The 19,947-nt window shown below is 66.6% G+C and carries 18 protein-coding genes and 1 tRNA gene; 16 read left to right on the top strand and 3 right to left on the bottom strand.

What is annotated here, in order from left to right; genetic code table 11:
* Positions 1-29 precede the first annotated feature (29 nt).
* Positions 30-1,688 carry a YbaL family putative K(+) efflux transporter gene (gene ybaL, locus PK98_RS06535; protein ID WP_039096335.1) on the bottom strand — a complete coding sequence of 553 codons (1,659 nt, stop codon included), beginning with the start codon at positions 1,686-1,688 and terminating at the stop codon, positions 30-32.
* A 229-nt stretch (positions 1,689-1,917) separates the two neighbouring features.
* Positions 1,918-2,316, bottom strand: coding sequence for a hypothetical protein (locus tag PK98_RS06530; protein WP_039095176.1), 399 nt, complete (start codon positions 2,314-2,316; stop codon positions 1,918-1,920).
* Positions 2,317-2,537: 221 nt separating this feature from the next.
* Between PK98_RS06530 and lon the strand changes: the two genes are divergently transcribed.
* Both lon and PK98_RS06520 read left to right on the top strand, forming a co-directional pair.
* Entirely contained in the window at positions 2,538-4,934 is a 2,397-nt protein-coding gene (lon, locus tag PK98_RS06525; RefSeq protein ID WP_039095173.1) for an endopeptidase La, read from the top strand.
* A gap of 200 nt (positions 4,935-5,134) precedes the next feature.
* Positions 5,135-5,407 carry an HU family DNA-binding protein gene (locus PK98_RS06520; protein ID WP_039095170.1) on the top strand — a complete coding sequence of 91 codons (273 nt, stop codon included), beginning with the start codon at positions 5,135-5,137 and terminating at the stop codon, positions 5,405-5,407.
* Positions 5,408-5,471: 64 nt separating this feature from the next.
* On the opposite strand, the gene PK98_RS06515 is transcribed toward PK98_RS06520, so the two are convergent.
* Positions 5,472-6,260 carry a TrmH family RNA methyltransferase gene (locus PK98_RS06515; RefSeq protein ID WP_039095167.1) on the bottom strand — a complete coding sequence of 263 codons (789 nt, stop codon included), beginning with the start codon at positions 6,258-6,260 and terminating at the stop codon, positions 5,472-5,474.
* A gap of 161 nt (positions 6,261-6,421) precedes the next feature.
* Here PK98_RS06515 and PK98_RS06510 point away from each other — a divergent pair.
* The 14 genes from PK98_RS06510 to fabZ all read left to right on the top strand — a co-directional run bounded on the left by PK98_RS06510 (position 6,422) and on the right by fabZ (position 19,893).
* Positions 6,422-6,507 (top strand) — tRNA-Tyr (locus tag PK98_RS06510).
* Between the two features lie 88 nt (positions 6,508-6,595).
* Positions 6,596-7,348, top strand: coding sequence for a phosphatidylserine decarboxylase (locus PK98_RS06505; protein WP_039095165.1), 753 nt, complete (start codon positions 6,596-6,598; stop codon positions 7,346-7,348).
* Positions 7,349-7,367: 19 nt separating this feature from the next.
* Positions 7,368-8,288: a CDP-alcohol phosphatidyltransferase family protein gene (locus PK98_RS06500; protein WP_081996063.1), complete on the top strand. Its 921-nt coding sequence runs from the start codon at positions 7,368-7,370 to the stop codon at positions 8,286-8,288.
* A 461-nt stretch (positions 8,289-8,749) separates the two neighbouring features.
* Entirely contained in the window at positions 8,750-9,550 is an 801-nt protein-coding gene (gene rpsB, locus PK98_RS06495) for a 30S ribosomal protein S2 (protein WP_039095163.1), read from the top strand.
* A gap of 97 nt (positions 9,551-9,647) precedes the next feature.
* Positions 9,648-10,574, top strand: coding sequence for a translation elongation factor Ts (gene tsf, locus PK98_RS06490; RefSeq protein WP_039095161.1), 927 nt, complete (start codon positions 9,648-9,650; stop codon positions 10,572-10,574).
* Positions 10,575-10,750: 176 nt separating this feature from the next.
* Positions 10,751-11,485 carry a UMP kinase gene (gene pyrH / locus PK98_RS06485; RefSeq protein ID WP_052208128.1) on the top strand — a complete coding sequence of 245 codons (735 nt, stop codon included), beginning with the start codon at positions 10,751-10,753 and terminating at the stop codon, positions 11,483-11,485.
* Positions 11,485-12,045: a ribosome recycling factor gene (frr, locus tag PK98_RS06480; protein ID WP_039095158.1), complete on the top strand. Its 561-nt coding sequence runs from the start codon at positions 11,485-11,487 to the stop codon at positions 12,043-12,045. The genes pyrH and frr overlap by 1 nt, the downstream gene beginning before the upstream one ends.
* 95 nt (positions 12,046-12,140) lie before the next feature.
* A complete protein-coding gene (gene uppS, locus PK98_RS06475; protein ID WP_039096332.1) occupies positions 12,141-12,782 on the top strand; it encodes a polyprenyl diphosphate synthase in 642 nt (213 codons plus the stop codon).
* A complete protein-coding gene (locus tag PK98_RS06470; RefSeq protein WP_052208127.1) occupies positions 12,769-13,542 on the top strand; it encodes a phosphatidate cytidylyltransferase in 774 nt (257 codons plus the stop codon). Before uppS ends, PK98_RS06470 begins: the two co-directional genes overlap by 14 nt.
* Positions 13,543-13,549: 7 nt before the next feature.
* Positions 13,550-14,704, top strand: a complete 1,155-nt coding sequence (locus tag PK98_RS06465) for a 1-deoxy-D-xylulose-5-phosphate reductoisomerase (RefSeq protein WP_039095154.1) — start codon at positions 13,550-13,552, stop codon at positions 14,702-14,704.
* A 4-nt stretch (positions 14,705-14,708) separates the two neighbouring features.
* Positions 14,709-15,824, top strand: coding sequence for an RIP metalloprotease RseP (gene rseP / locus PK98_RS06460; protein WP_200884976.1), 1,116 nt, complete (start codon positions 14,709-14,711; stop codon positions 15,822-15,824).
* 213 nt (positions 15,825-16,037) lie between these two features.
* Positions 16,038-18,749, top strand: coding sequence for an outer membrane protein assembly factor BamA (gene bamA / locus PK98_RS06455; protein WP_039095153.1), 2,712 nt, complete (start codon positions 16,038-16,040; stop codon positions 18,747-18,749).
* Entirely contained in the window at positions 18,749-19,417 is a 669-nt protein-coding gene (locus PK98_RS06450) for an OmpH family outer membrane protein (protein WP_039095152.1), read from the top strand. The genes bamA and PK98_RS06450 overlap by 1 nt, the downstream gene beginning before the upstream one ends.
* Positions 19,417-19,893 (top strand): 3-hydroxyacyl-ACP dehydratase FabZ, encoded by a 477-nt coding sequence (gene fabZ, locus PK98_RS06445; RefSeq protein WP_039095151.1) that lies wholly within the window; start codon positions 19,417-19,419, stop codon positions 19,891-19,893. Before PK98_RS06450 ends, fabZ begins: the two co-directional genes overlap by 1 nt.
* The last annotated feature ends 54 nt before the right edge of the window (positions 19,894-19,947 follow it).

The following is a 19,947-nucleotide window of genomic DNA, read 5'->3' as shown; positions in this document are numbered from 1 at the left end:
GTGCACGCCGGGGTCGAGATGCCCTGACCCTAGAGCGCGTTCGAACGGCTCATTGCCAGCATGGCGATGAGCCGACGAGCGATCTCTCGCTCCCCCATCACCACATGGTCGGCCCCGTGGCGCTCCAGATGGGCGACCTCCTCGTCCGAATGAGCCCGGGCGAAGATCGTCACCAGCCGGTTCGCTGCCCGCGCGCTGACGGCGATGGCCCCCGCTTCGAAGCCTTCGGGAATGGCGATGACCAGCTTGCTGGCCTCCGCAATGCCAGCTTCCCGCAGGATGGCGGACGAGGTGGCATTGCCGCGGACGACCGTGAACCCGTCCCGCAGTGCATGGGCAACGACATCGGCCTGATCCTCGATGATCACCAGTGCCCGGCCGCTGGCCCGCGCGCCTTCGGCGAACAGGCGCCCGACGCGGCCATAACCGATCAGCACGACATGCTCGCGCCGGTCACGTTCGCGCGCGCGTTCGATGGCTTCGCTCTCGTCCGCTTCGGCCTGCCTGACCCGCTCGATGCGTCCGGCAGCGGCGGTGAAGACCAGCGGATTGGCGAAGATCGACAGGATCGCGCCCACCAGGATCAGGTCGCGCCCCTCTGGCGGCAGCACGCCGAGATCGGTGCCGAGCCCGGCCAGGATGAAGGAGAACTCCCCGATCTGCGCCAAGCTGGCCGAGATCGTCAGCGCGGTGCGGTTGGTATGGCCGAATGCGCGGACGATCCCGAAGGCAGCCACGGACTTGCCGAAGATGATGATCGCCACGGTGGCCAGCAGCGGCCAGGGCTGCTCCACCACCACGGCGGGATCGAACAGCATGCCCACCGACACGAAGAACAGCACCGCAAAGGCGTCGCGCAGCGGCAGCGTTTCTTCCGCCGCGCGGCGGGACAGCTGCGTCTCGCCAAGGATCATGCCGGCGAAGAACGCGCCCAGCGCAAACGACACGTCAAAGGCGACGGCGGCGCCGAACGCCACGCCCAGCGCAATCGCCAGCACCGCTAGCCGGAACAGCTCCCGCGATCCGGTATGCGCGACCCAGTGCAGCGCACGCGGGATGATCCGCCGACCGACCAGCAGCATGAAGGCGATGAAGCCGCTCACCTTCAGCAGGGTCAGTCCGAAGGTCAGCGCGATGCCGCTGCCACCCGGGCTTCCTCCGCTGATCAGCTCGGCCAGCGGGGGCAGCAGGACCAGGGCGATGACCATCGCCAGATCCTCGACGATCAGCCAGCCGACCGCGATGCGGCCCCGCTGCGTGTTGATCAGGTCGCGCGCCTGCATCGCCCGCAGCAGCACCACCGTGCTGGCCACCGACAGGGCGAGCCCGAACACCAGCCCCGCCGCCAGCGACCAGCCGAGGGACAGCGCCAGACCGAGGCCGAGCGAGCTTGCCACCGCGATCTGGATCAGCGCACCGGGTACGGCGATGTGCCTGACCGACAGCAGGTCCCGCAAGGAGAAGTGCAGGCCCACGCCGAACATCAGCAGGATGACGCCAAGCTCCGCCAGCTCGTTGGCAAGGGCGACATCCGCGACGAAGCCGGGTGTGAACGGCCCGACCAGTACGCCGGCCGCCAGGTAGCCCGCCACTGGTGAGATGCGCAGGCGATGGGCAATCGCCCCCATGAAGAAGGCGGCGACGAGTCCGGCCACAATGGTGGCGATGAGCGGAGAGTGGTGCGGCATCCGGTGATCCTCGATCATGCAGGGCCGGGCGAAGGCCCTGCATGGCGACCTAGTTGACTGTTGTGGTGAACAGCAGCGCGAACAGCCCGCAGGCTCCTGTCACGCCGGCAATCAGCGCGGGCGCGAACCAGCGGGGTGGCTTGTTCCGTCGGAATCTCATTCTGACCTCCGCAAGGAGAGGCAAGGGACGGAGCGGGCGCGAGGGCGCGGCTCCGGGCACGATCACGGTTCAGGAGATCGGCGGCGCTCTTGCCGGGTGCGAGCGGGAGAGCGGGCCTGATACGGAAGCGGGAGCCGGCACCGCTATGTCGGGTAGTTCCTGCGCGGATACGAACGCCTGGCTTGCAGCGGCAAGATCCAGTGTCGCGAGCAGGCGTGGAGGCAGATCAGGCGCATCGTCGGTCGGGCCGGCCCAGCGCAGCTTGATCCCGGTGCTTTCCTCCCGCGTGCTGGGCCGCACCGTCACCGACACGGTCGACGGATCGAACGCCGATCCGATCAGCCGGGCGCAAGGCTGCGCGCCCGTCGGCGCGGCCGACAGCAGTACCAGCAGCAGCAGCGCCCAACCCCACAGCAGGAACGCCGTGGGCCGGATGCGATTGCTTGCGGGATGGCTCTGGCCGGTCATTGCACGCGACATGCTACACGATCGGACCTTGATTGCGAGGGCACATCACCGGCCCGAACAGGCGCCGGGCCTTGCGGCACCTGCGTCCAAAACCTGCCTTGTGGTTGGCCAACAATTGCAATCCGCAGCGGAATGTTCGCACATTGCAGTCGCGAAGTGTGGCGCCCATATCCGCAACAAGCATGGCGCCAGGATGCGCCTGCACTGACGGGATCTGATCTATGACTACCTATCCGCTGCTCCCCTTGCGGGACATTGTCGTGTTTCCCGGCATGGTCGTGCCGCTGTTCGTCGGCCGCGAGCGTTCGGTCGCCGCGCTGGAAGCGGCGATGGAAGGCGACAAGGACATCTTCCTGCTCTCCCAGCTCGATCCCGGCTGCGACGATCCGGGCGCGGACGACCTGTATGACGTGGGCGTCATCGCGCAGGTGCTGCAACTGCTGAAGCTGCCCGACGGCACGGTGCGTGTGCTGGTGGAAGGCCAGTCGCGTGCCCGGCTGGACACGCTGGAGACGCTGGAAGACCATGTCGTCGCCACGGTGCAGCCGATGGAGGACGAGGCCGCCACCGAGGGTGACGAGGCGACCGCCATGATGCGGTCCGCGCTGGAGCAGTTCGGCGATTACGCCAAGCACAACAAGAAGCTGCCCGACGATATCGAGGAAGAGCTGTCGCAGATCGAGGAGGCCGGCAAGCTGGCCGATGCGATCGCCGCTGCGCTGCAGGCCAAGGTGTCCGTCAAGCAATCGCTGCTGACCGAGCCCGGCGCCGTGAAGCGGTTGGAGATGATCCTGTCGATCATGGATGGCGAGCTGTCCGTGATGCAGGTCGAGCGCAAGATCCGCGGGCGCGTGAAGCGCCAGATGGAGAAGACGCAGCGGGAATATTACCTCAACGAACAGCTGAAGGCGATCCAGTCGGAACTGGGCGGCGAGGAGAGCGAGACGAACGAGCTTGCCGAACTGCAGCAGAAGATCGACAGCCTGAAGCTGTCGACCGAAGCGAAGGCCAAGGCCGTGGCGGAGCTGAAGAAGCTCAAGACCATGCAGCCGATGAGCGCCGAGGCGACCGTGGTGCGCAATTACCTGGACGTGCTGCTGGGCCTGCCCTGGGGCAAGAAGAGCCGGCTGAAGAAGGACATCGCCGCCGCGCAGGAGGTGCTGGACCAGGATCATTACGCGCTGGACAAGGTCAAGGACCGGATCATCGAGTATCTGGCGGTGCAGGCGCGGACCAACAAGCTTAAGGGGCCAATCCTGTGCCTCGTTGGCCCGCCGGGCGTGGGCAAGACCAGCTTGGGCAAGTCGATCGCCAAGGCCACCGGGCGCGAGTTCATCCGCCAGTCCTTGGGCGGCGTGCGGGACGAGGCGGAGATCCGCGGTCATCGGCGTACCTATATCGGCAGCCTGCCGGGCAAGATCGTGCAGAACCTGCGCAAGGCCGGCGCCAGCAACCCGCTGTTCCTGCTCGACGAGATCGACAAGCTGGGCCAGGATTTTCGCGGTGACCCCGCCAGCGCGCTGCTGGAGGTGCTGGATCCCGAACAGAACGCCAAGTTCCAGGACCATTACCTGGAGCTCGACATCGACCTGTCGGACATCATGTTCGTGTGCACGGCCAACAGCCTGAACCTGCCGCAGCCGCTGCTGGACCGGATGGAGATCATCCGGCTGGAAGGCTACACGGAAGACGAGAAGGTCGAGATCGCCCAGCGTCACCTGATCGAGAAGCAGGTGAGCCAGCACGGGCTGAAGCGCGAGGAGTTCTTCCTGGAGGAAGAGGCCCTGCGTGACCTGATCCGGTACTACACCCGCGAAGCCGGCGTGCGGACCCTGGAGCGCGAGATTGCCCGCCTGGCGCGCAAGAGCCTGCGGCAGATCCTGGAGAAGAAGACCACCAGCGTCCGGATCACGCCCGATAATCTCGGCGAGTTTGCCGGTGTGCGCAAGTTCCGCCACGGCATGTCGGACGAGGATGCGCAGGTCGGCGCCGTGACCGGTCTGGCCTGGACGGAGGTTGGCGGCGAACTGCTGACCATCGAGAGCGTGACCACCCCCGGCAAGGGCGAAGTCCGCACCACCGGCAAGCTGGGCGAGGTGATGACCGAGTCGGTGCAGGCCGCGTTCTCCTTCGTGAAGGCGCGTAGCCCGGCCTATGGCATCAAGCCGTCGCTGTTCGCGCGCAAGAACATCCACATCCACCTGCCCGAAGGGGCGGTGCCCAAGGATGGTCCGAGTGCGGGCGTCGGCATGGTGACGTCCATCGTCTCCACGCTGACCGGCATCGCCGTGCGGCCGGATGTCGCGATGACCGGGGAGGTTACGCTGCGGGGCCGGGTGCTGCCGATCGGCGGCCTGAAGGAGAAGCTGCTCGCAGCCTTGCGTGGCGGTATCCGCACGGTGCTGATCCCGGCCGAGAACGAGAAGGATCTGGCGGAGATCCCCGCCAACGTGAAAGCCGGGCTGGAGATCGTACCGGTGGAGCATGTCGATCAGGTGCTGGCCCTGGCGCTGGTACAGCGGCCGGAGGCCATCGAATGGACGGAGGCGGACGATCTCGCTTCGCAGCCGCCGGTCGCAGGGCAGCAGGTGCCCGCGCCGCTCTCCACCGCACACTGACACGGCGGACGTGACAAATGATGTGCGGCACGGTGGGCCGCACATCCCCCCCTCTTGCTTTCGCCCGGCGATCGGACGAAGGCGGCGCGTACGGTTTTCTGCCGCTTCTGCTTTGACTCGCGGGTCGATGCAGGGTGAGATGGCGTCTTGCGCCGGAGAGACCGAGTCACTGGCAGAGTTACGGGGGGAATGTTTCGCACATGAACAAGAATGACCTGATCGTCGCGGTTGCCGAGGCCAGCGGGCTGTCTCGCACCGACACGACGAAGGCCGTCGAGAGCGTGTTCGAGACCATCACCGCGACGCTGTCCAAGGGCGACGAAGTGCGTCTGGTCGGCTTTGGCACCTTCACCGTTTCCAAGCGCAAGGCATCCACCGGGCGCAACCCGCGCACTGGGGAGCCCATGACGATCAAGGCGTCCAGCCAGCCCAAGTTCAAGGCTGGCAAGACGCTGAAGGATTCGGTCAACTGATCAGGTGCGGCGGGGCCGTGCAGGCCCCGCCGCCACTACCGGGCCCGTGCAGGCCCCGCCGCCACTACCGGGCCGCGGCGGCGTAGAGCGCGATCGCGGCGGCGTTCGAGACGTTCAGGCTTTCCATGGCTGCGCTGATCGGCAACCGGCACAGCGCATCGCAATGCCCGGCGATGTTCTGCCGCATGCCTTCACCTTCCGCGCCCAGCACGAAGGCAACCGGCCCGGCCGGTAGCGCGTCACCCAGCGTGGCGTCTGCTTCGCCGGCGAGACCAAGGCGCCAGTAGCCCGCCTCCGCCAGCTCCTCCAGCGCACGCGCCAGGTTCACCACACGCACCCACGGCACGATCTCCAGCGCGCCCGATGCCGACTTCGCCACCACGCCGCTCTCCGGCGGGGCATGGCGGTCTTGCGTGACCAGCGCGCAGGCATCGAAGGCTGCGGCAGACCGCAGGATCGCACCGACATTGTGCGGGTCGGTCACCTGGTCCAGCACCACAACGGGGCGCATGGGCTGGCTGTCCAGCACATCGGCAAGGTGCAGCTCCTCCAGCGGGGCGCACTCCAGCACCAGTCCCTGGTGGGGTGCATCGCGCGCCACCAGCCGGCCCAGATCCGCCACCTCGGCATATTCCAGCGGGAAGTCCGCCGGCAGTTCGCCATCGAGCGAGGCGATGCCTTCGCGCGTGGCCCACAGCTTGCGATGCTGGCGCTGCGGGTTCATCAGCGCCGCCTCGACCGCATGGCGCCCCCACAGGCGCACCGCACCGGTCGATGCCCGGCCAGACCCGCGCCCGCCCTGCATTCGTCCGGCGCGCCCGCGCAGATTGCTCTTCTCGCCACGCTTGGCCATCAATCGTTCCCTTGTCCGTGCATGGTGGCGGCTCCTGCCAGCAGGGGCATTGACAGGCAAGCGCGCCTTCGGCATTGGCGCGCTTCACTCGGCCGGGTGGCCCCGTAACGGGGGCTCGCAATATCGGCGGCAGCAGTGCCTTCGTGACCGGCTAATCCGGTGGACAGGTGGCCGAGTGGTTAATGGCAGCAGACTGTAAATCTGCCCGCGAGAGCGTACGCTGGTTCGAATCCAGCCCTGTCCACCAGCCGGCCCCATCCGATCAGCCGAGACCCGTCAGCGGTGAAACGCGCCGACGGCTTGTGATGCGCCGGGCATGGCCCTAAGCACCGCCGATGGCTGGCGAACTGCTTGATAATCGTGGGCGCGGCTCGGCTGCATGGTCGTGGCCGTCGGTCCATCCGGAAGGGCGCAAGTTCGGGCTGATCACGGTCGCGATTGCCCTGTTCTTCCTGCTTGGTCTGGATTGGGAGATCGTCGGCTGGCCGCTGCTGTGCCTGTCTGCCGGCGTATTCGCCTTCTTCCGCGATCCCGTCAGGGTCGTGCCGCAGGGCGAGAACCTGGTGATCGCCCCGGCGGACGGGCTGGTGACGATGATCGGCATCGTGCCGCCGCCGCTCGAGCTGCAGGCCCCTGATGCCGCCGGGCGCCCGGGTCTCGGCGCCGCGCCGGTCACGCGCATCTCCATCTTCATGTCCATGTTCGACGTGCACATCAATCGTGCGCCCACGGCCGGGACCGTGCGGCGGGTCGTCTATATCCCCGGCAAGTTCGTGAACGCCGACCTGGACAAGGCAAGTGAAGATAATGAGCGGCAGCACCTGCTGATCGAACGGGCTGATGGCGTGACGATCGGCTGCACGCAGATCGCCGGGCTGATCGCGCGCCGGATCGTGCCGTTCGTCAAGCCGGGCGACATCGTCGCCGCCGGCCAGCGTATCGGCCTGATCCGCTTCGGCAGCCGCGTGGATGTCTATCTGCCGGCCGGCACCGATGCGCGGGTCGTGCTGGGCCAGAAGACCATCTGCGGGGAAACCATTCTGGCGGAACTTGGCGAGCAGCACCTGATTGAAGGGTTTAGCCAATGACGGCCGGAACGGAGCAAGCATGAATCAGGCTGACGATGGCTGGCTGGGTCCCAAGGCGAGCGAGGATGACGATCGCCTCGGCGGGGCGGGGCACGCGGTGCGCAGGCCGGCACGCGGTCTGGCGCTGCGGGCGCTCGTTCCCAACGCGATCACCGCCGCCGCCCTGTGTTCCGGCCTGACGGGCATCCGCTTCGGCATAACCGGCGAGTGGGAACGCGCGGTCTTCGCCATTATCCTGGCCGGCATGCTGGACGGGATCGACGGCCGCATCGCCCGGTTGCTGAAAGCGCAGTCGCGCTTCGGGGCGGAGCTGGACAGCCTGGCTGATTCGCTCAGCTTCGGCATGGCGCCCGCGCTTGTGCTGTTCCTGTGGTCGCTGCAGGACCTGCCGCGCTTCGGCTGGTTTGCGTCGCTGGCCTTCGCCATCTGCTGCGCCTTGCGGCTCGCCCGCTTCAACGCACGGATCGATCTGGAGGAGCAACCGCACAAATCCGCCGGCTTCCTGACCGGTGTGCCGGCCCCGCTGGGGGCCGGCCTTGCGTTTCTGCCACTCTATCTGTGGCTGGCGAGCGGGGAACCGGTATTCCGGTCGCCCGTGCTGGTGGCGGTATGGACGGCGGTCGTAGCCGGTCTGATGATCTCCAACCTTGCAACGCTCAGCTGGACTTCGTTCCGGCCCCATTCCAGCATCCGGCTGGGCGCCATTGCCGTTGCTGGCCTGCTGTTCGCCGCCTTGCTGACGGAGCCATGGGCCACGCTGGCGGTGCTGTGCATCATCTACCTGGCGCTGATCCCGGTGGGCATCATCCGGTACGGCCGGCTCAGGCGGCAGCGGAACGCACAGCGGCCGGCACAAGTGCCGGTCGCGCCACACGGCGCGCATTCGGCAACGTCGCCCGCCGGCGTTGTGTCGACGGAAGACCCGCCGCTGGGCAAGTAAGGCCGGTGGCGGAGCGCGGGATCGTCACCATGCGATGATGCACCTGCGCGGCCAAGCCGTGCGGACCCAGCAGCAGCCGGGCGCCGCCTGCCATCGTACGCAGGGCGTCGGAGATCATCAGCAACGCGCCAAACGCGCCAGCGGCAAACAGCAGGGCGAACATATCGGTCATCCTCGGGCTCCGCAGTCGACCATGCTGACCGACTCACAAGTGCAGTGTTCCCCATATGTTCTGCGGCGTCAAGCGTTCCGGCCTTCGGTTTGTCGGCGCGCTTTTGCGCTGGCCCCGGGGCGGCCGATCGCATAAGGGCAGCCCCGTCACCGTTCGTGCCCGACTCGCAAGAGCAGGCAGCTGCGGGGGCAAATTCACATGGAAGGCCGACATACCGGTGCCTTGCTCGTGCCTCGCGCGCGAACGGGGTTCCCAGTCTTCCAGAGGTCAAACCGGAAGGAACTTACTTATGGCGGTACCCACCGTCTCCATGCACCAACTGATTGAAGCCGGCGCTCACTTCGGCCACCAGACGCACCGCTGGAACCCGCGGATGAAGCCGTACATCTTCGGCGCGCGCAACGGCGTCCACATCATCGACCTGTCGCAGACCGTGCCGCTGATGGCGCGGGCGCTGGACTTCGTGTCGGCCACCACCCGTGCGGGCGGCAAGGTGCTGTTCGTCGGCACCAAGCGTCAGGCGCAGGAGCCGATCGCCCAGGCCGCGCGTGCCTGCGGCCAGCACTTCGTCAACCATCGCTGGCTGGGCGGCATGCTGACCAACTGGCGCACGATCAGCCTGTCCATCAAGCGCCTGAAGACGCTGGAAGAGCAGCTGGGCGGCGACACGGCCGGCCTGACCAAGAAGGAAGTCTTGCAGCTGACGCGCGAGCGCGACAAGCTGGAGATGTCGCTGGGTGGTATCCGCGACATGGGCGGCATTCCGGACGTGATGTTCGTGATCGACGCCAACAAGGAAGAGCTGGCGATCAAGGAAGCCAACGTGCTCGGCATCCCGGTCGTTGCCGTGCTCGACACCAATGTCGACCCCAGCGGGATCGCCTTCCCGATCCCGGGCAATGACGATGCCAGCCGCGCCGTGCGCCTGTACTGCGAGGCGATCGCCGCCGCAGCCAGCCAGGGCCGGACGCAGGGCGTGGTCGATTCGGGCACCGATTTCGGCGCCATGGACCTGCCGCCCGAAGAGGCTGAGGTTGCTGCGCCCGAGCCCGCCGCTCAGGAAGCACCGGCCGCGCCTGCCGAGGCGTAAGGCCTCCGTCACATTGACGGACCAGAGCGCCGGCCTGAGCCATCCGTGCGGATGTGCCCGGGCCGGCGCCCGTTAACATTCAAGAGGAATACCGATCATGGCAGCTTACACCGCCGCTGACGTCAAGAACCTGCGCGAACGGACCGGCGCGGGCATGATGGACTGCAAGAAGGCGCTGTCCGAAACCAATGGCGACGTGGAAGCCGCCGTGGACGCCCTGCGTGCACGCGGTCTGGCCGCCGCGCAGAAGAAGTCCAGCCGCACCGCGGCCGAAGGTCTGGTCGGCGTTGCCGTCGAGGGCCTGAAGGGTGTTGCGGTCGAGGTGAACTCCGAGACGGACTTCGTGGCCAAGAACGACCAGTTCCAGGACTTCGTCCGCAAGGTCACCGGTGTTGCGCTGACGGAGGACAGCGACGACGTCGAGACGCTGAAGGCGGCTGGCTATCCCGGCGGCGGTACGGTCGGCGAGAAGCTGACCGACAACGTCGCCACCATTGGCGAGAACCAGCAGCTGCGCCGCGCAAAGAGCGTGGCCGTCAGCAGCGGCATGGTCGTGCCCTACATGCACAATGCGCAGGCGCCGAACCTGGGCAAGATCGGCGTGCTGGTCGCGCTGGAGAGCGAAGCCGGCGCCGACGTGCTGGAGCCGCTGGGCAAGCAGATCGCCATGCACATCGCCGCGGCATTCCCGCAGGCACTGGATGCCGACAGCCTGGATGCCGACGTGATCGAGCGTGAGCGTGCGATCGCGCGCGAGAAGGCGGCCGAGAGCGGCAAGCCGGAAGCCGTGCAGGAAAAGATGGTCGACGGCGCGGTGAAGAAGTTCGCCAAGGAAAACGCGCTGCTCAGCCAGCTGTTCGTCATGGACAACAAGACGCCCATCGCCGACGTGGTGGCGCAGGCCGGCAAGGATGCCGGTACGCCGATCAAGCTGGTCGACTATGTCCGTTATCAGCTGGGTGAGGGCATCGAGAAGGAGCAGACCGACTTCGCCGCCGAAGTCGCTGCCGCCGTCAAGGGCTGATCCAGCCGACGACTGCATAAACGGCCGCCGGAGCGACGTGCTCCGGCGGCCGTTTTCATATGGGCCGTAGCTCCTGCCGGTGAACCCCTTGGCAGCCCACTTGCGCGCTCTATAAGGGCGCAGCAAATTTCCGCCGACCGCCCGCTTGTTGCCAATGCCCGGAGTACCCTGCCTTCATGTCCGTTTCCGTGCAGATGCCGCCCGTCCGACGTGTCCTGCTGAAGCTGTCGGGCGAGGTGCTGATGGGCGAGAAGCAGTTCGGCATCGATCCCGCCTTCGTGGCGGAGCTCGCAGGGGAAGTGAAGGCTGCCAAGGAAAGCGGGCTGGAGATCTGCCTGGTGATCGGCGGCGGCAACATCTTCCGCGGCATGGCTGGCGCGGCCCAGGGCATGGAGCGGGCGCAGGCTGACTACATGGGCATGCTGGCGACGGTCATGAATGCGCTCGCCATGCAGAACGCGCTGGAGCAGCTGGGTGTCGAAACCCGCGTACAATCCGCGGTGCAGATGGATCAGGTGTGCGAGCCGGTGATCCGCCGTCGGGCGGAGCGGCACCTGGCCAAGGGCCGGGTCGTGATCTTCGCCGCGGGCGTTGGCGCGCCTTATTTCACCACCGATTCCGGCGCCGCCTTGCGCGCGGCCGAGATGCAGTGCGATGCGCTGCTGAAAGGCACCAGCGTGGATGGTGTCTATGATGCCGATCCGAAGAAGGATCCGGCTGCAAAACGTTTTGAAGCAGTCACTTATGACAGGGTTCTGGGTGACAATCTGAAGGTCATGGATGCCTCTGCCGTGGCGCTGTGCCGTGACAACCGGATCCCGATTGTGGTGTTCTCGATCCGCGAAAAGGGCAATCTGGCGCGTGTGCTGGCGGGCGAAGGTGTCCAGACGATCGTGCAAGGGGAAGCCTGATGGCGCAGAAGTATGACAAGGCCGACGTCGAGCGGCGCATGAGCGGTGCGGTGGACAGTCTGAAGAGCGATCTGTCGGGCCTGCGCACCGGCCGCGCCAATGTGGCGCTGCTCGACCCGGTGATGGTGGAAGTCTACGGCGCGCTGATGCCGTTGAACCAGGTGGCCACCGTATCCGCACCCGAGCCGCGCATGCTGAGCGTGCAGGTATGGGACCGGTCCAACGTGATCCCGGTGGAGAAGGGCATTGCCCGGTCCAATCTGGGCCTCAATCCGATGATCGATGGCCAGACGTTGCGCCTGCCCCTGCCTGACCTGACGGAGGAGCGCCGCAAGGAACTGGCCAAGCTGGCTGGCAAGTATGCCGAGGGTGCCAAGATCGCCATTCGCAATGTCCGCCGCGATGCGATGGAATTGCTGAAGGAAGACGAGAAGAAGAAGCAGATCAGCGAGGATGATCGCAAGCGGCTGGAGGACGAGGTCCAGACCATGACCGATCGCTTCGTCAAGGATGTGGACGCCGCCAGCGAGGCGAAGGAGAAGGAAATCCTGCAGCGGTGAGCGACAAGGTGGCTCCGCTGGGCGCGCTGGACGCCGCCGCGGCGCCCGGCACGCGTGCAGGGGCGGGGCATGGCGCACGTCATGTCGCAATCATCATGGACGGCAATGGTCGCTGGGCGCGCCGTTTCCACCTGCCGCGGGCGATGGGGCACCGGCGCGGGGTGGAAGCAGTGCGGCGACTGGTCCGTGCGCTTGCGCCGATGGGGCTGGACTGCCTGACGCTGTATGCCTTCTCGTCGGAAAACTGGAAGCGGCCGGAGGACGAGATCAGCGACCTGATGGGGCTGATGCGCAGCTTCATCCGGTCCGACCTGCCGGAGTTTATCGCCAATGATGTCCGGTTGAAGATCATCGGCGATTACAAGGTGTTGGCGCCTGACATTGTGGACATGCTGGAAGATGCGCTGGCCCGCACCTCCGGCGGATCACGCACCCTGTCTGTCGCGCTCAACTACGGCTCGCAGCAGGAGATTGCGCGTGCGGCGACCAAGGCGGCCGCAACCGGGGTGATCACCGCTGACAGCATCGCCGCCAACCTCGATACCGCCGACCTGCCGCCGCTGGACCTGCTGATCCGCACCAGCGGGGAAGTGCGCCTGTCCAATTTCCTGCTGTGGCAGGCGGCTTATGCGGAGATGTGGTTCACCGAAGTGCTGTGGCCTGACTTCACGCCGGCGCATCTGGAAGAAGCGCTGTCGAGCTTCGCCAATCGGGAGCGGCGCTTTGGCGGACGCTGAGTCTCACAGGCGCAAGCGCGACCGGCTGAAGGCCCGCGCGCTCCGTTATGCCGCCGTGCCGCTGGCGGTGCGCACGGGCGACCTGCCCAAGCGGCTTGCCTCTGCCATCGTCATGCTGCTGCTGGCGGGCGGGGCGCTGGCGATGGGCGGCGCGGTATTGCAGATTTTCGTCGCGCTCGTCGCGGTGCTGGCGCTGGCAGAAGCCGTGCGGCTTGTGCTGCGCGCCGCCTATGGCTGGCGCCTGCGTCTGGCCGGGATTGCTGTTGCTGCGCTGTATATCGGTTTTGCTGCGGCGTTCCTGATCCAGATGCCACGGTTCATGCTGGTGGTGACGGTGGTCACGGTGATTGCCACCGATACGGGTGCCTATTTCAGCGGCCGCACGATCGGCGGGCCGCGCATCGCGCCGCGTATCAGCCCGTCGAAGACCTGGGCCGGTCTTGCCGGGGGCATGGTCGCCGCCGGTCTGTGGCTGGCGCTGGTGGCCACGATGCTCGATCGGGCGATGCAGGCGCTGGCCCCGAACGAGCCGGTCGGCATCGCACCAAATCAGTTGCTGGCCGGTGCGCTGATCGGTGCCGCCCTCGCCATCGCGGCGCAGGCGGGCGATTTCCTGGAGAGCTGGCTGAAGCGCAAGGCGGCGGTGAAGGACTCCTCCCGTCTGATCCCTGGGCACGGCGGAGTGCTGGACCGGGTCGACGGGATCCTGCCGGTGGCGCTGATCGTGGGTCTGCTCGGCACCTATGGCAATGCCTGGTGACCCGGGCATGACCCGCTCCATCTCCATTTTCGGCGCGACGGGTTCCATCGGCGCCTCCACACTGGATCTGGTTGCCCGCGATCCTCAGCGGTGGCGGGTCGAGGCGCTGACCGCGAACTGCCAGGCGGCCGAGCTTGCGCGGCTGGCCCGGCTCCACAATGCCCGGGTGGCAGTGGTCGCGGACGAAGGCTGCCTGCCCGAGCTGCGCGCCGCCCTGGCCGGCAGCGACATTGAAGCGGCCGGCGGCAACGCGGCGCTGGTGGAGGTGGCAGCCCGCGGTGCGGACCTGACCGTTGCCGCCATTGTCGGCTGCGCCGGGCTCGCCCCCACGATGGCGGCGATCCGCACCGGCGGCACAGTGGCACTCGCCAACAAGGAAGCGCTGGTTTCCGCTGGTGAGGTCATGACGGCGGCTGTTCGCCAGTACGGCGCCACCCTGTTGCCCGTCGACTCGGAGCACAACGCCATCTTCCAGTGCCTGGCAGGCAACGATATCGCGGATGTCCGCTGGATCACGCTGACCGCCAGCGGCGGACCCTTGCGCGAATGGTCGATGGCGCGGCTGGAAGCCGCCACGGCGGCCGAGGCGGTGGCCCATCCGAACTGGTCCATGGGAGCCAAGATCAGCGTCGATTCCGCCACCATGTTCAACAAGGGGCTGGAGTTCATCGAGGCATACCACCTGTTCCCGGTCGGGCATGAACGGCTGCGGATCGTGGTTCATCCGCAAAGCGTTATCCATTCCATGGTTGAATATCGCGACGGGTCCACCCTGGCACAGCTCGGCCCCGCAGACATGCGCGTACCGATCGCATCGGCCCTGGCATGGCCTCTGCGGATGGACACGCCCTGCGCTCCGCTCGACCTGCCTGCGATCGGCCAGCTGACCTTTCTGGCGCCGGACGAGATGCGCTTCCCGGCGACCAGGCTGGCGCGTGAGGCGGTGATCGCCGGCGGCGCCGCGCCTGCCGTGCTGAACGCCGCGAACGAAGTGGCGGTGGCCGCTTTCCTGGCCGGTCAGATAAGGTTCACGCAGATCGCGCAAATCGTGGCGCAAGTGCTTGAAAACTGCTGCCCTCCGCCGCCAGCCTGTCTGGATGACGTGCTCGCCGTCGATAGTCTGGCGCGCCGGCAGGCAAGCGCCATGCTGGAGCCTGCCTGACCCCATGATCGAGACACCGCCGCTCTGGATGTGGTTGCTCGGCTTCCTGCTGGTGCTGGGGCCCCTGGTGACGCTGCACGAACTTGGGCACTATCTTGTCGGCCGCTGGTGCGGGGTGAAGGCTGACGCCTTCTCCGTCGGGTTCGGCAAGGAGCTGATCGGCTACACCGACCGGCGCGGCACCCGCTGGAAGCTGTCGGCGCTGCCACTGGGCGGCTATGTGCAGTTTGCCGGAGACATGAACCCGGCTAGCCAGCCTTCGCCCGAATGGCTGGCGCTCCCCGCCGCCGAACGGGCGCAGACCTTTCAGGCGCGTACGCTGGGGCAGAAAGCGCTGATCGTGGCCGCTGGCCCGGCCGTGAATTTCGTGGTGGCGATCGCGATCTTGGCGGGGCTCAACCTCGCCTATGGCCGGCTGGAGGTCGCGCCGGTGGTGCAGGTTCTGGCCCAGGACGGCGCGGCTGCCCGGGCCGGCATCGCGATAGGTGACCGGATCGTCAGCATCGATGGCGATCCGATCGCCGGCTTCGACGAGGTGCCCGGCCGCATCGCGCCGCATCCGGGCGAACCGGTGACGCTGGTGGTCGATCGCGGCGGAGAGCAGCTGAGCTACAGTTTCACCATCCGCCCGGTGACCGAGCAGGACCGCTTCGGCAACCAGTTCAGGATCGGGCAGATCGGCATCGGCGCGGGCGGCGGACGGCTGGTGCCGGTCGGTGCTGGCGAGTCTGTCGTGCTGGCGGTCCGGCAGACCGGGCAGATCATGGAAACGATGGTGCTGGGCATCTGGCAGATCATCAGCGGGCGCCGTTCGGTGGAAGAGCTGGGCGGCCCGATCAAGATCGCCAAGTTTTCCGGCGAGCAGCTCAGCCTCGGCTGGCCGCAATTCATCCATTTCGCGGCGCTGATCTCAATTAACTTGGCATTCATTAACTTGCTGCCAATTCCGGCGCTGGATGGTGGGCACCTGGCGTTCTACGCAGCGGAAGCGATCCGCCGGAAACCCGCCAGCCAGCGCAGTCAGGAATGGGCATTCCGCACCGGCATAGCCTTCGTGCTGGCGCTGATGCTGTTCGTGACCATCAACGATGTGGCGACGCTGCCGCTGTGGGGGCGTTAGGCCGCGACCGTCTGCCTTGTCGCGGGGCAGACGGACCGGAATTGAAGATTGTATCGCGGCACGCTTTTCCCCAACGCTTGCTTGATCGCCCGTCTTGCATGGGGCAAGGGCGCGAGCTTGAGTTGCAAGGGCGGACCGGCACGATTTCGCGGGGGTGGCGAGACAGCCGGGCATGATTGCCAAGTTCATGCAGACGGATTGGAACCGACGGGAATGACCGCCAGGAATACTGAAGTGACTGCCTTGCCTCTGATGGCGGCGCTGCTCGGCTGCACAGTGCTGGCCGGGATGCCGGTGAGCGCATGGGCGCAGCAGGCACCGGCCGCATCGGCCACAACGCAGGCCACGCCGCCCGTAACCGGAACGGCGCCGGCCGCCACGGCGGCACCGGCGCCGGCGCCGCAGGGTGATGTGATCCGCTCGATTGCGGTCGCGGGCGCCCAGCGCCTCGAACCCCAGACCATCCTCAGCTACATCAAGCTGCGGACCGGCGACGTCTACACCGCCGCCGCGGCGGATCAGGCGCTGAAGGATCTCGCCGCGACCGAGCTGTTCTCCGACTACCGGATCGACAACGAAGTTGGCAATCTGGTCATCACCGTGGTGGAGAACCCGGTGATCAACCGCATCGTCCTGGAAGGCAATCGCCGGATCAAGGATGACAAGATCCTGCCCGAGATCCAGCTGGAACCCCGGCAGATCTTCACCCGGTCAAAGGTGCGCGCCGACGTGGCCCGCATCATCGAGCTGTACAAGCGCCAGGGCCGCTTCGCCGCCACGGTGGAGCCGCAGATGGTGCAGCTCGACCAGAACCGCGTGGATGTGGTGTTCGAGATCACGGAGGGCCCCAAGTCCAAGGTCCGCCAGATCAACATCCTCGGCAACGAGGCGTTCAGCGATGGCGACCTGCGTGACGAGATGGTGACCAAGGTTGCCGCCCCGCTGCGCATCTTCTCCTCCGCCACCAGCTACGATCCCGATCGGCTCGCCTTCGACCAGCAGCAGCTGCGCGCCTTCTACCTGCAGAACGGCTATGCCGACTTCCGCGTAGTGTCGGCCGTGGCCGAGCTGACACCGGACAAGCGCGACTTCATCATCACATACGTGGTCGAGGAAGGGCAGCGCTACAAGTTCGGCGAAGTGGAAGTGGACAGCCAGCTACGCGACTTCGACTCGGACCGCATGACCGGCAACCTGCCGATGAAGGCGGGCGACTGGTACGATGCCAAGCTGGTCGAGGACACGATCGAGCAGATGACGGAACTGGCCGGCACGTTCGGCTACGCCTTCGCCGATGTGCGGCCGCAGTTCAGCCGCAACCAGGAAGAGCTGACGATGAACGTCCGCTTCACGATCAACGAAGCGCCGCGCGTCTATGTCGAGCAGGTGAACGTCAACGGCAACACGCTGACGCAGGACAAGGTCATCCGGCGCGAGTTCCGCATCACCGAAGGCGATGCGTTCAACTCGCTGCAGGTGCAGCGTTCGACCGCGCGCATCAACTCGCTGGGCTACTTCCAGGAGAACTTCGAGGTTAGCCAGGTTGATGGCTCCAGCGCCGACCGCATCATCCTGGATGCGAACGTGCAGGAACAGGCCACGGGTGAGCTGTCCCTGTCGGCCGGCTTCTCTTCGATCGAAAGCTTCATCTTCCAGGGTTCCATCCGCCAGCGCAACTTCCGCGGTCGCGGGCAGACGGTCGGCTTGTCGGCCAGCTATTCCCGGTATTCGCGCTCCGGCAACATCAGCTTCACCGAGCCGTATCTGTTCGACAAGAACATCTCGGCCGGTGTCGATATATACCGTCGCGACTTCAACAACGGCTATCTCAGCCGTCAGAGCGCCACCTACGAACAGGCGCAGACCGGCTTCTCTGCCCGTGTCGGCGTGCCGCTGACCGAATACATGACCGCGGTTGCGCGCTACACGTTCAACTATGACGACATCACCCTCGACGAGGACCTGTACTTCATCGACGGCGAGTGCGCACCGCTGATCGCAGGCCGTTTCCTCTGCGACGCGATCGGCACCCGTACCAGCTCCATCCTGGGCGGATCGCTGATCTATTCGACGCTGAACAGCCGGCAGCGCCCGACATCGGGTGAGAACGTCCTGCTGAGCGTCGATGTCGCAGGCCTTGGCGGTACCGTGAAATATGCGCGGATCACCGCCAACGCCGACAAGTATTGGAACATCGGCAGCGGCTTCATCTTCAACGTCAGCGCACAGGGCGGCTACATCAAGGGGCTGGGCAATGGCGGCAATGTGCTGCTGACCGACCGCTTCTTCCTGGGCGAGCCGCAAATGCGCGGCTTCGACATCCGCGGCGTCGGCCCGCGCGTGGTCCGCCGCTTCTACGAGCAGGGCGCCAGCGGCTATGTCACCGACGCGCAGGGCAATGGCGTGCTGCTGCCGTTGCGCGACCGTGGCAACACGGATGACGCACTGGGCGGCAACGCCATGTACCTGTTCCAGGCCGAGCTGGAGATCCCGCTCAGCTCCGGCGCGCGCGAGCTTGGCTTGCGGCCGTCGATCTTCCTGGATGCCGGTGCAGTGTTCAACGTGAACCGGCCGGCGCTTACCAATTCGCCGTTCCCGGGTGGCATCCTGATCCCGGAGCGCGACGAGGCCGGCAATGCGCTGTACAATCAGGTCGGCACCAACGCGGCCGGCCAGGCGATCACGACGATCGTGACCAACCCGCGTTCGCCCACGGGTGACATCAACCAGGCACGCGGCCGTAACCTGCCGCCCTTCGTCGAGCAGTTCTTTGGCGACACGCCCAAGCCGCGCGTCGCCATCGGCATCGGGGTGGACTGGAATTCACCGTTCGGGCCGTTCCGGATCAACGCCGCTTATCCGCTGCTGAAGGCGGAAGGCGACGACACACAGCTCTTTTCGTTCAACGTGGGAACCCAGTTCTGATGACCAAGCTTTTCAAGCCCGCGCTGGCTGCAGGCCTCGCTCTCGCCGCGCTGACCGCGCCCGCCATCGTCGCGCCTGTCGCGGCGCAAGCCCAGCAGGGTATCGGCGTCGTGAACATCCAGGCCGTGGTCGCCAGCTCCAACGCCTACCGCACGGCACAGCAGCAGCGCCAGACCACCTACCAGGCACAGATCGACCAGGCCAACCAGCTCCGTACCGCGATCCAGCAGCAGCTGGAGCCGCTGTTCACGCAGCTGCAGACCGCCAGCCAGCAGCCGAACGCCAACCAGCAGCAGCTGCAGCAGCAGGCCGCCACGATCCAGCAGCTCGAGCAGTCCGGTCAGCGCGAGCTGCAGCAGATCCTGGGTCCCGTGGCGTTGAGCCAGGCCTATGTCGAAGAGCAGATCCAGGCGCAGCTGCCCGCCGCGATCGAGAATGCGGCCCGCGCCCGCAGCGTCACCCTGGTGCTGACGCCCGACACCGTGCTGTATGCCGACGCGGCCTACAACATGAACCAGGCGGTGCTGGACCAGCTGAACACCCTCCTGCCGTCGGCGCAGATCGTCCCGCCGGAGGGCTGGGTGCCGCCGCAGCTGCGTGAAGAGCAGGCAGCGCAGGCACAGGCGCAGGCCCCTGCCGCCGCGGCGACGCCGGTCGAGGGCCGCTGATGACAGAGGACGTGCCGGCCGCCACGGAAGCTTGCAGCATGGATATTGCGGGCATCCTGGCGGCACTGCCGCATCGCTACCCCATGTTGCTGGTCGACCGGGTGGCGGAGCTGGTGCAGGACGAACGTATCCGGGCGATCAAGGCGGTCAGCTTCAACGAGAGCTTCTTCCAAGGGCACTTCCCTGGCCGCCCGATCATGCCCGGCGTCCTGCAGATCGAGGCGCTGGCCCAGGCGGCCGGCATCCTCGCGGTCGAGACCATGAATCTCGCCGGCAGCGGCAAGCTCGTCTATTTCATGGCGATCGATGAAGCCAAGTTCCGCGCCCCGGTCGAACCGGGCTGTCTGCTGTCACTGGAGGTGAGCTTCGTCCAGAAGCGCGCCCGTGTATGCAAGTTCCGCGGCGTCGCGAGCGTGGATGGCAAGGTCACCTGCGAGGTGAGCTTTACCGCCATGATCGCCGATGCACCGGCCTGACTTGCCAACCGCGCCCCTTGGCACTAAGGGGCGCCGCTTCCATCCCATTGCGCG

The organism is Croceibacterium mercuriale (assembly GCF_000802385.1).
Lineage (GTDB): Bacteria > Pseudomonadota > Alphaproteobacteria > Sphingomonadales > Sphingomonadaceae > Croceibacterium > Croceibacterium mercuriale.
The sequence above is the reverse complement of the archived record's forward strand: the minus strand, read 5'-3'. Positions and strand labels throughout refer to the sequence as shown.

What these genes read in the sequence shown, in the direction of transcription:
- PK98_RS06500 (WP_081996063.1), top strand. Translation starts at nt 7,368, where the DNA reads ATGAATCAGGCTGACGATGGCTGGCTGGGTCCCAAGGCGAGCGAGGAT.
- rseP (WP_200884976.1), top strand. Translation starts at nt 14,709, where the DNA reads ATGATCGAGACACCGCCGCTCTGGATGTGGTTGCTCGGCTTCCTGCTG.
- PK98_RS06465 (WP_039095154.1), top strand. Translation starts at nt 13,550, where the DNA reads ATGACCCGCTCCATCTCCATTTTCGGCGCGACGGGTTCCATCGGCGCC.
- tsf (WP_039095161.1), top strand. Translation starts at nt 9,648, where the DNA reads ATGGCAGCTTACACCGCCGCTGACGTCAAGAACCTGCGCGAACGGACC.
- frr (WP_039095158.1), top strand. Translation starts at nt 11,485, where the DNA reads ATGGCGCAGAAGTATGACAAGGCCGACGTCGAGCGGCGCATGAGCGGT.
- PK98_RS06520 (WP_039095170.1), top strand. Translation starts at nt 5,135, where the DNA reads ATGAACAAGAATGACCTGATCGTCGCGGTTGCCGAGGCCAGCGGGCTG.
- lon (WP_039095173.1), top strand. Translation starts at nt 2,538, where the DNA reads ATGACTACCTATCCGCTGCTCCCCTTGCGGGACATTGTCGTGTTTCCC.
- pyrH (WP_052208128.1), top strand. Translation starts at nt 10,751, where the DNA reads ATGTCCGTTTCCGTGCAGATGCCGCCCGTCCGACGTGTCCTGCTGAAG.
- ybaL (WP_039096335.1), bottom strand. Translation starts at nt 1,688, where the DNA reads ATGCCGCACCACTCTCCGCTCATCGCCACCATTGTGGCCGGACTCGTC.
- bamA (WP_039095153.1), top strand. Translation starts at nt 16,038, where the DNA reads ATGACCGCCAGGAATACTGAAGTGACTGCCTTGCCTCTGATGGCGGCG.
- PK98_RS06450 (WP_039095152.1), top strand. Translation starts at nt 18,749, where the DNA reads ATGACCAAGCTTTTCAAGCCCGCGCTGGCTGCAGGCCTCGCTCTCGCC.
- PK98_RS06505 (WP_039095165.1), top strand. Translation starts at nt 6,596, where the DNA reads ATGGCTGGCGAACTGCTTGATAATCGTGGGCGCGGCTCGGCTGCATGG.
- fabZ (WP_039095151.1), top strand. Translation starts at nt 19,417, where the DNA reads ATGACAGAGGACGTGCCGGCCGCCACGGAAGCTTGCAGCATGGATATT.
- rpsB (WP_039095163.1), top strand. Translation starts at nt 8,750, where the DNA reads ATGGCGGTACCCACCGTCTCCATGCACCAACTGATTGAAGCCGGCGCT.
- uppS (WP_039096332.1), top strand. Translation starts at nt 12,141, where the DNA reads ATGGACGGCAATGGTCGCTGGGCGCGCCGTTTCCACCTGCCGCGGGCG.
- PK98_RS06530 (WP_039095176.1), bottom strand. Translation starts at nt 2,316, where the DNA reads ATGACCGGCCAGAGCCATCCCGCAAGCAATCGCATCCGGCCCACGGCG.
- PK98_RS06515 (WP_039095167.1), bottom strand. Translation starts at nt 6,260, where the DNA reads ATGGCCAAGCGTGGCGAGAAGAGCAATCTGCGCGGGCGCGCCGGACGA.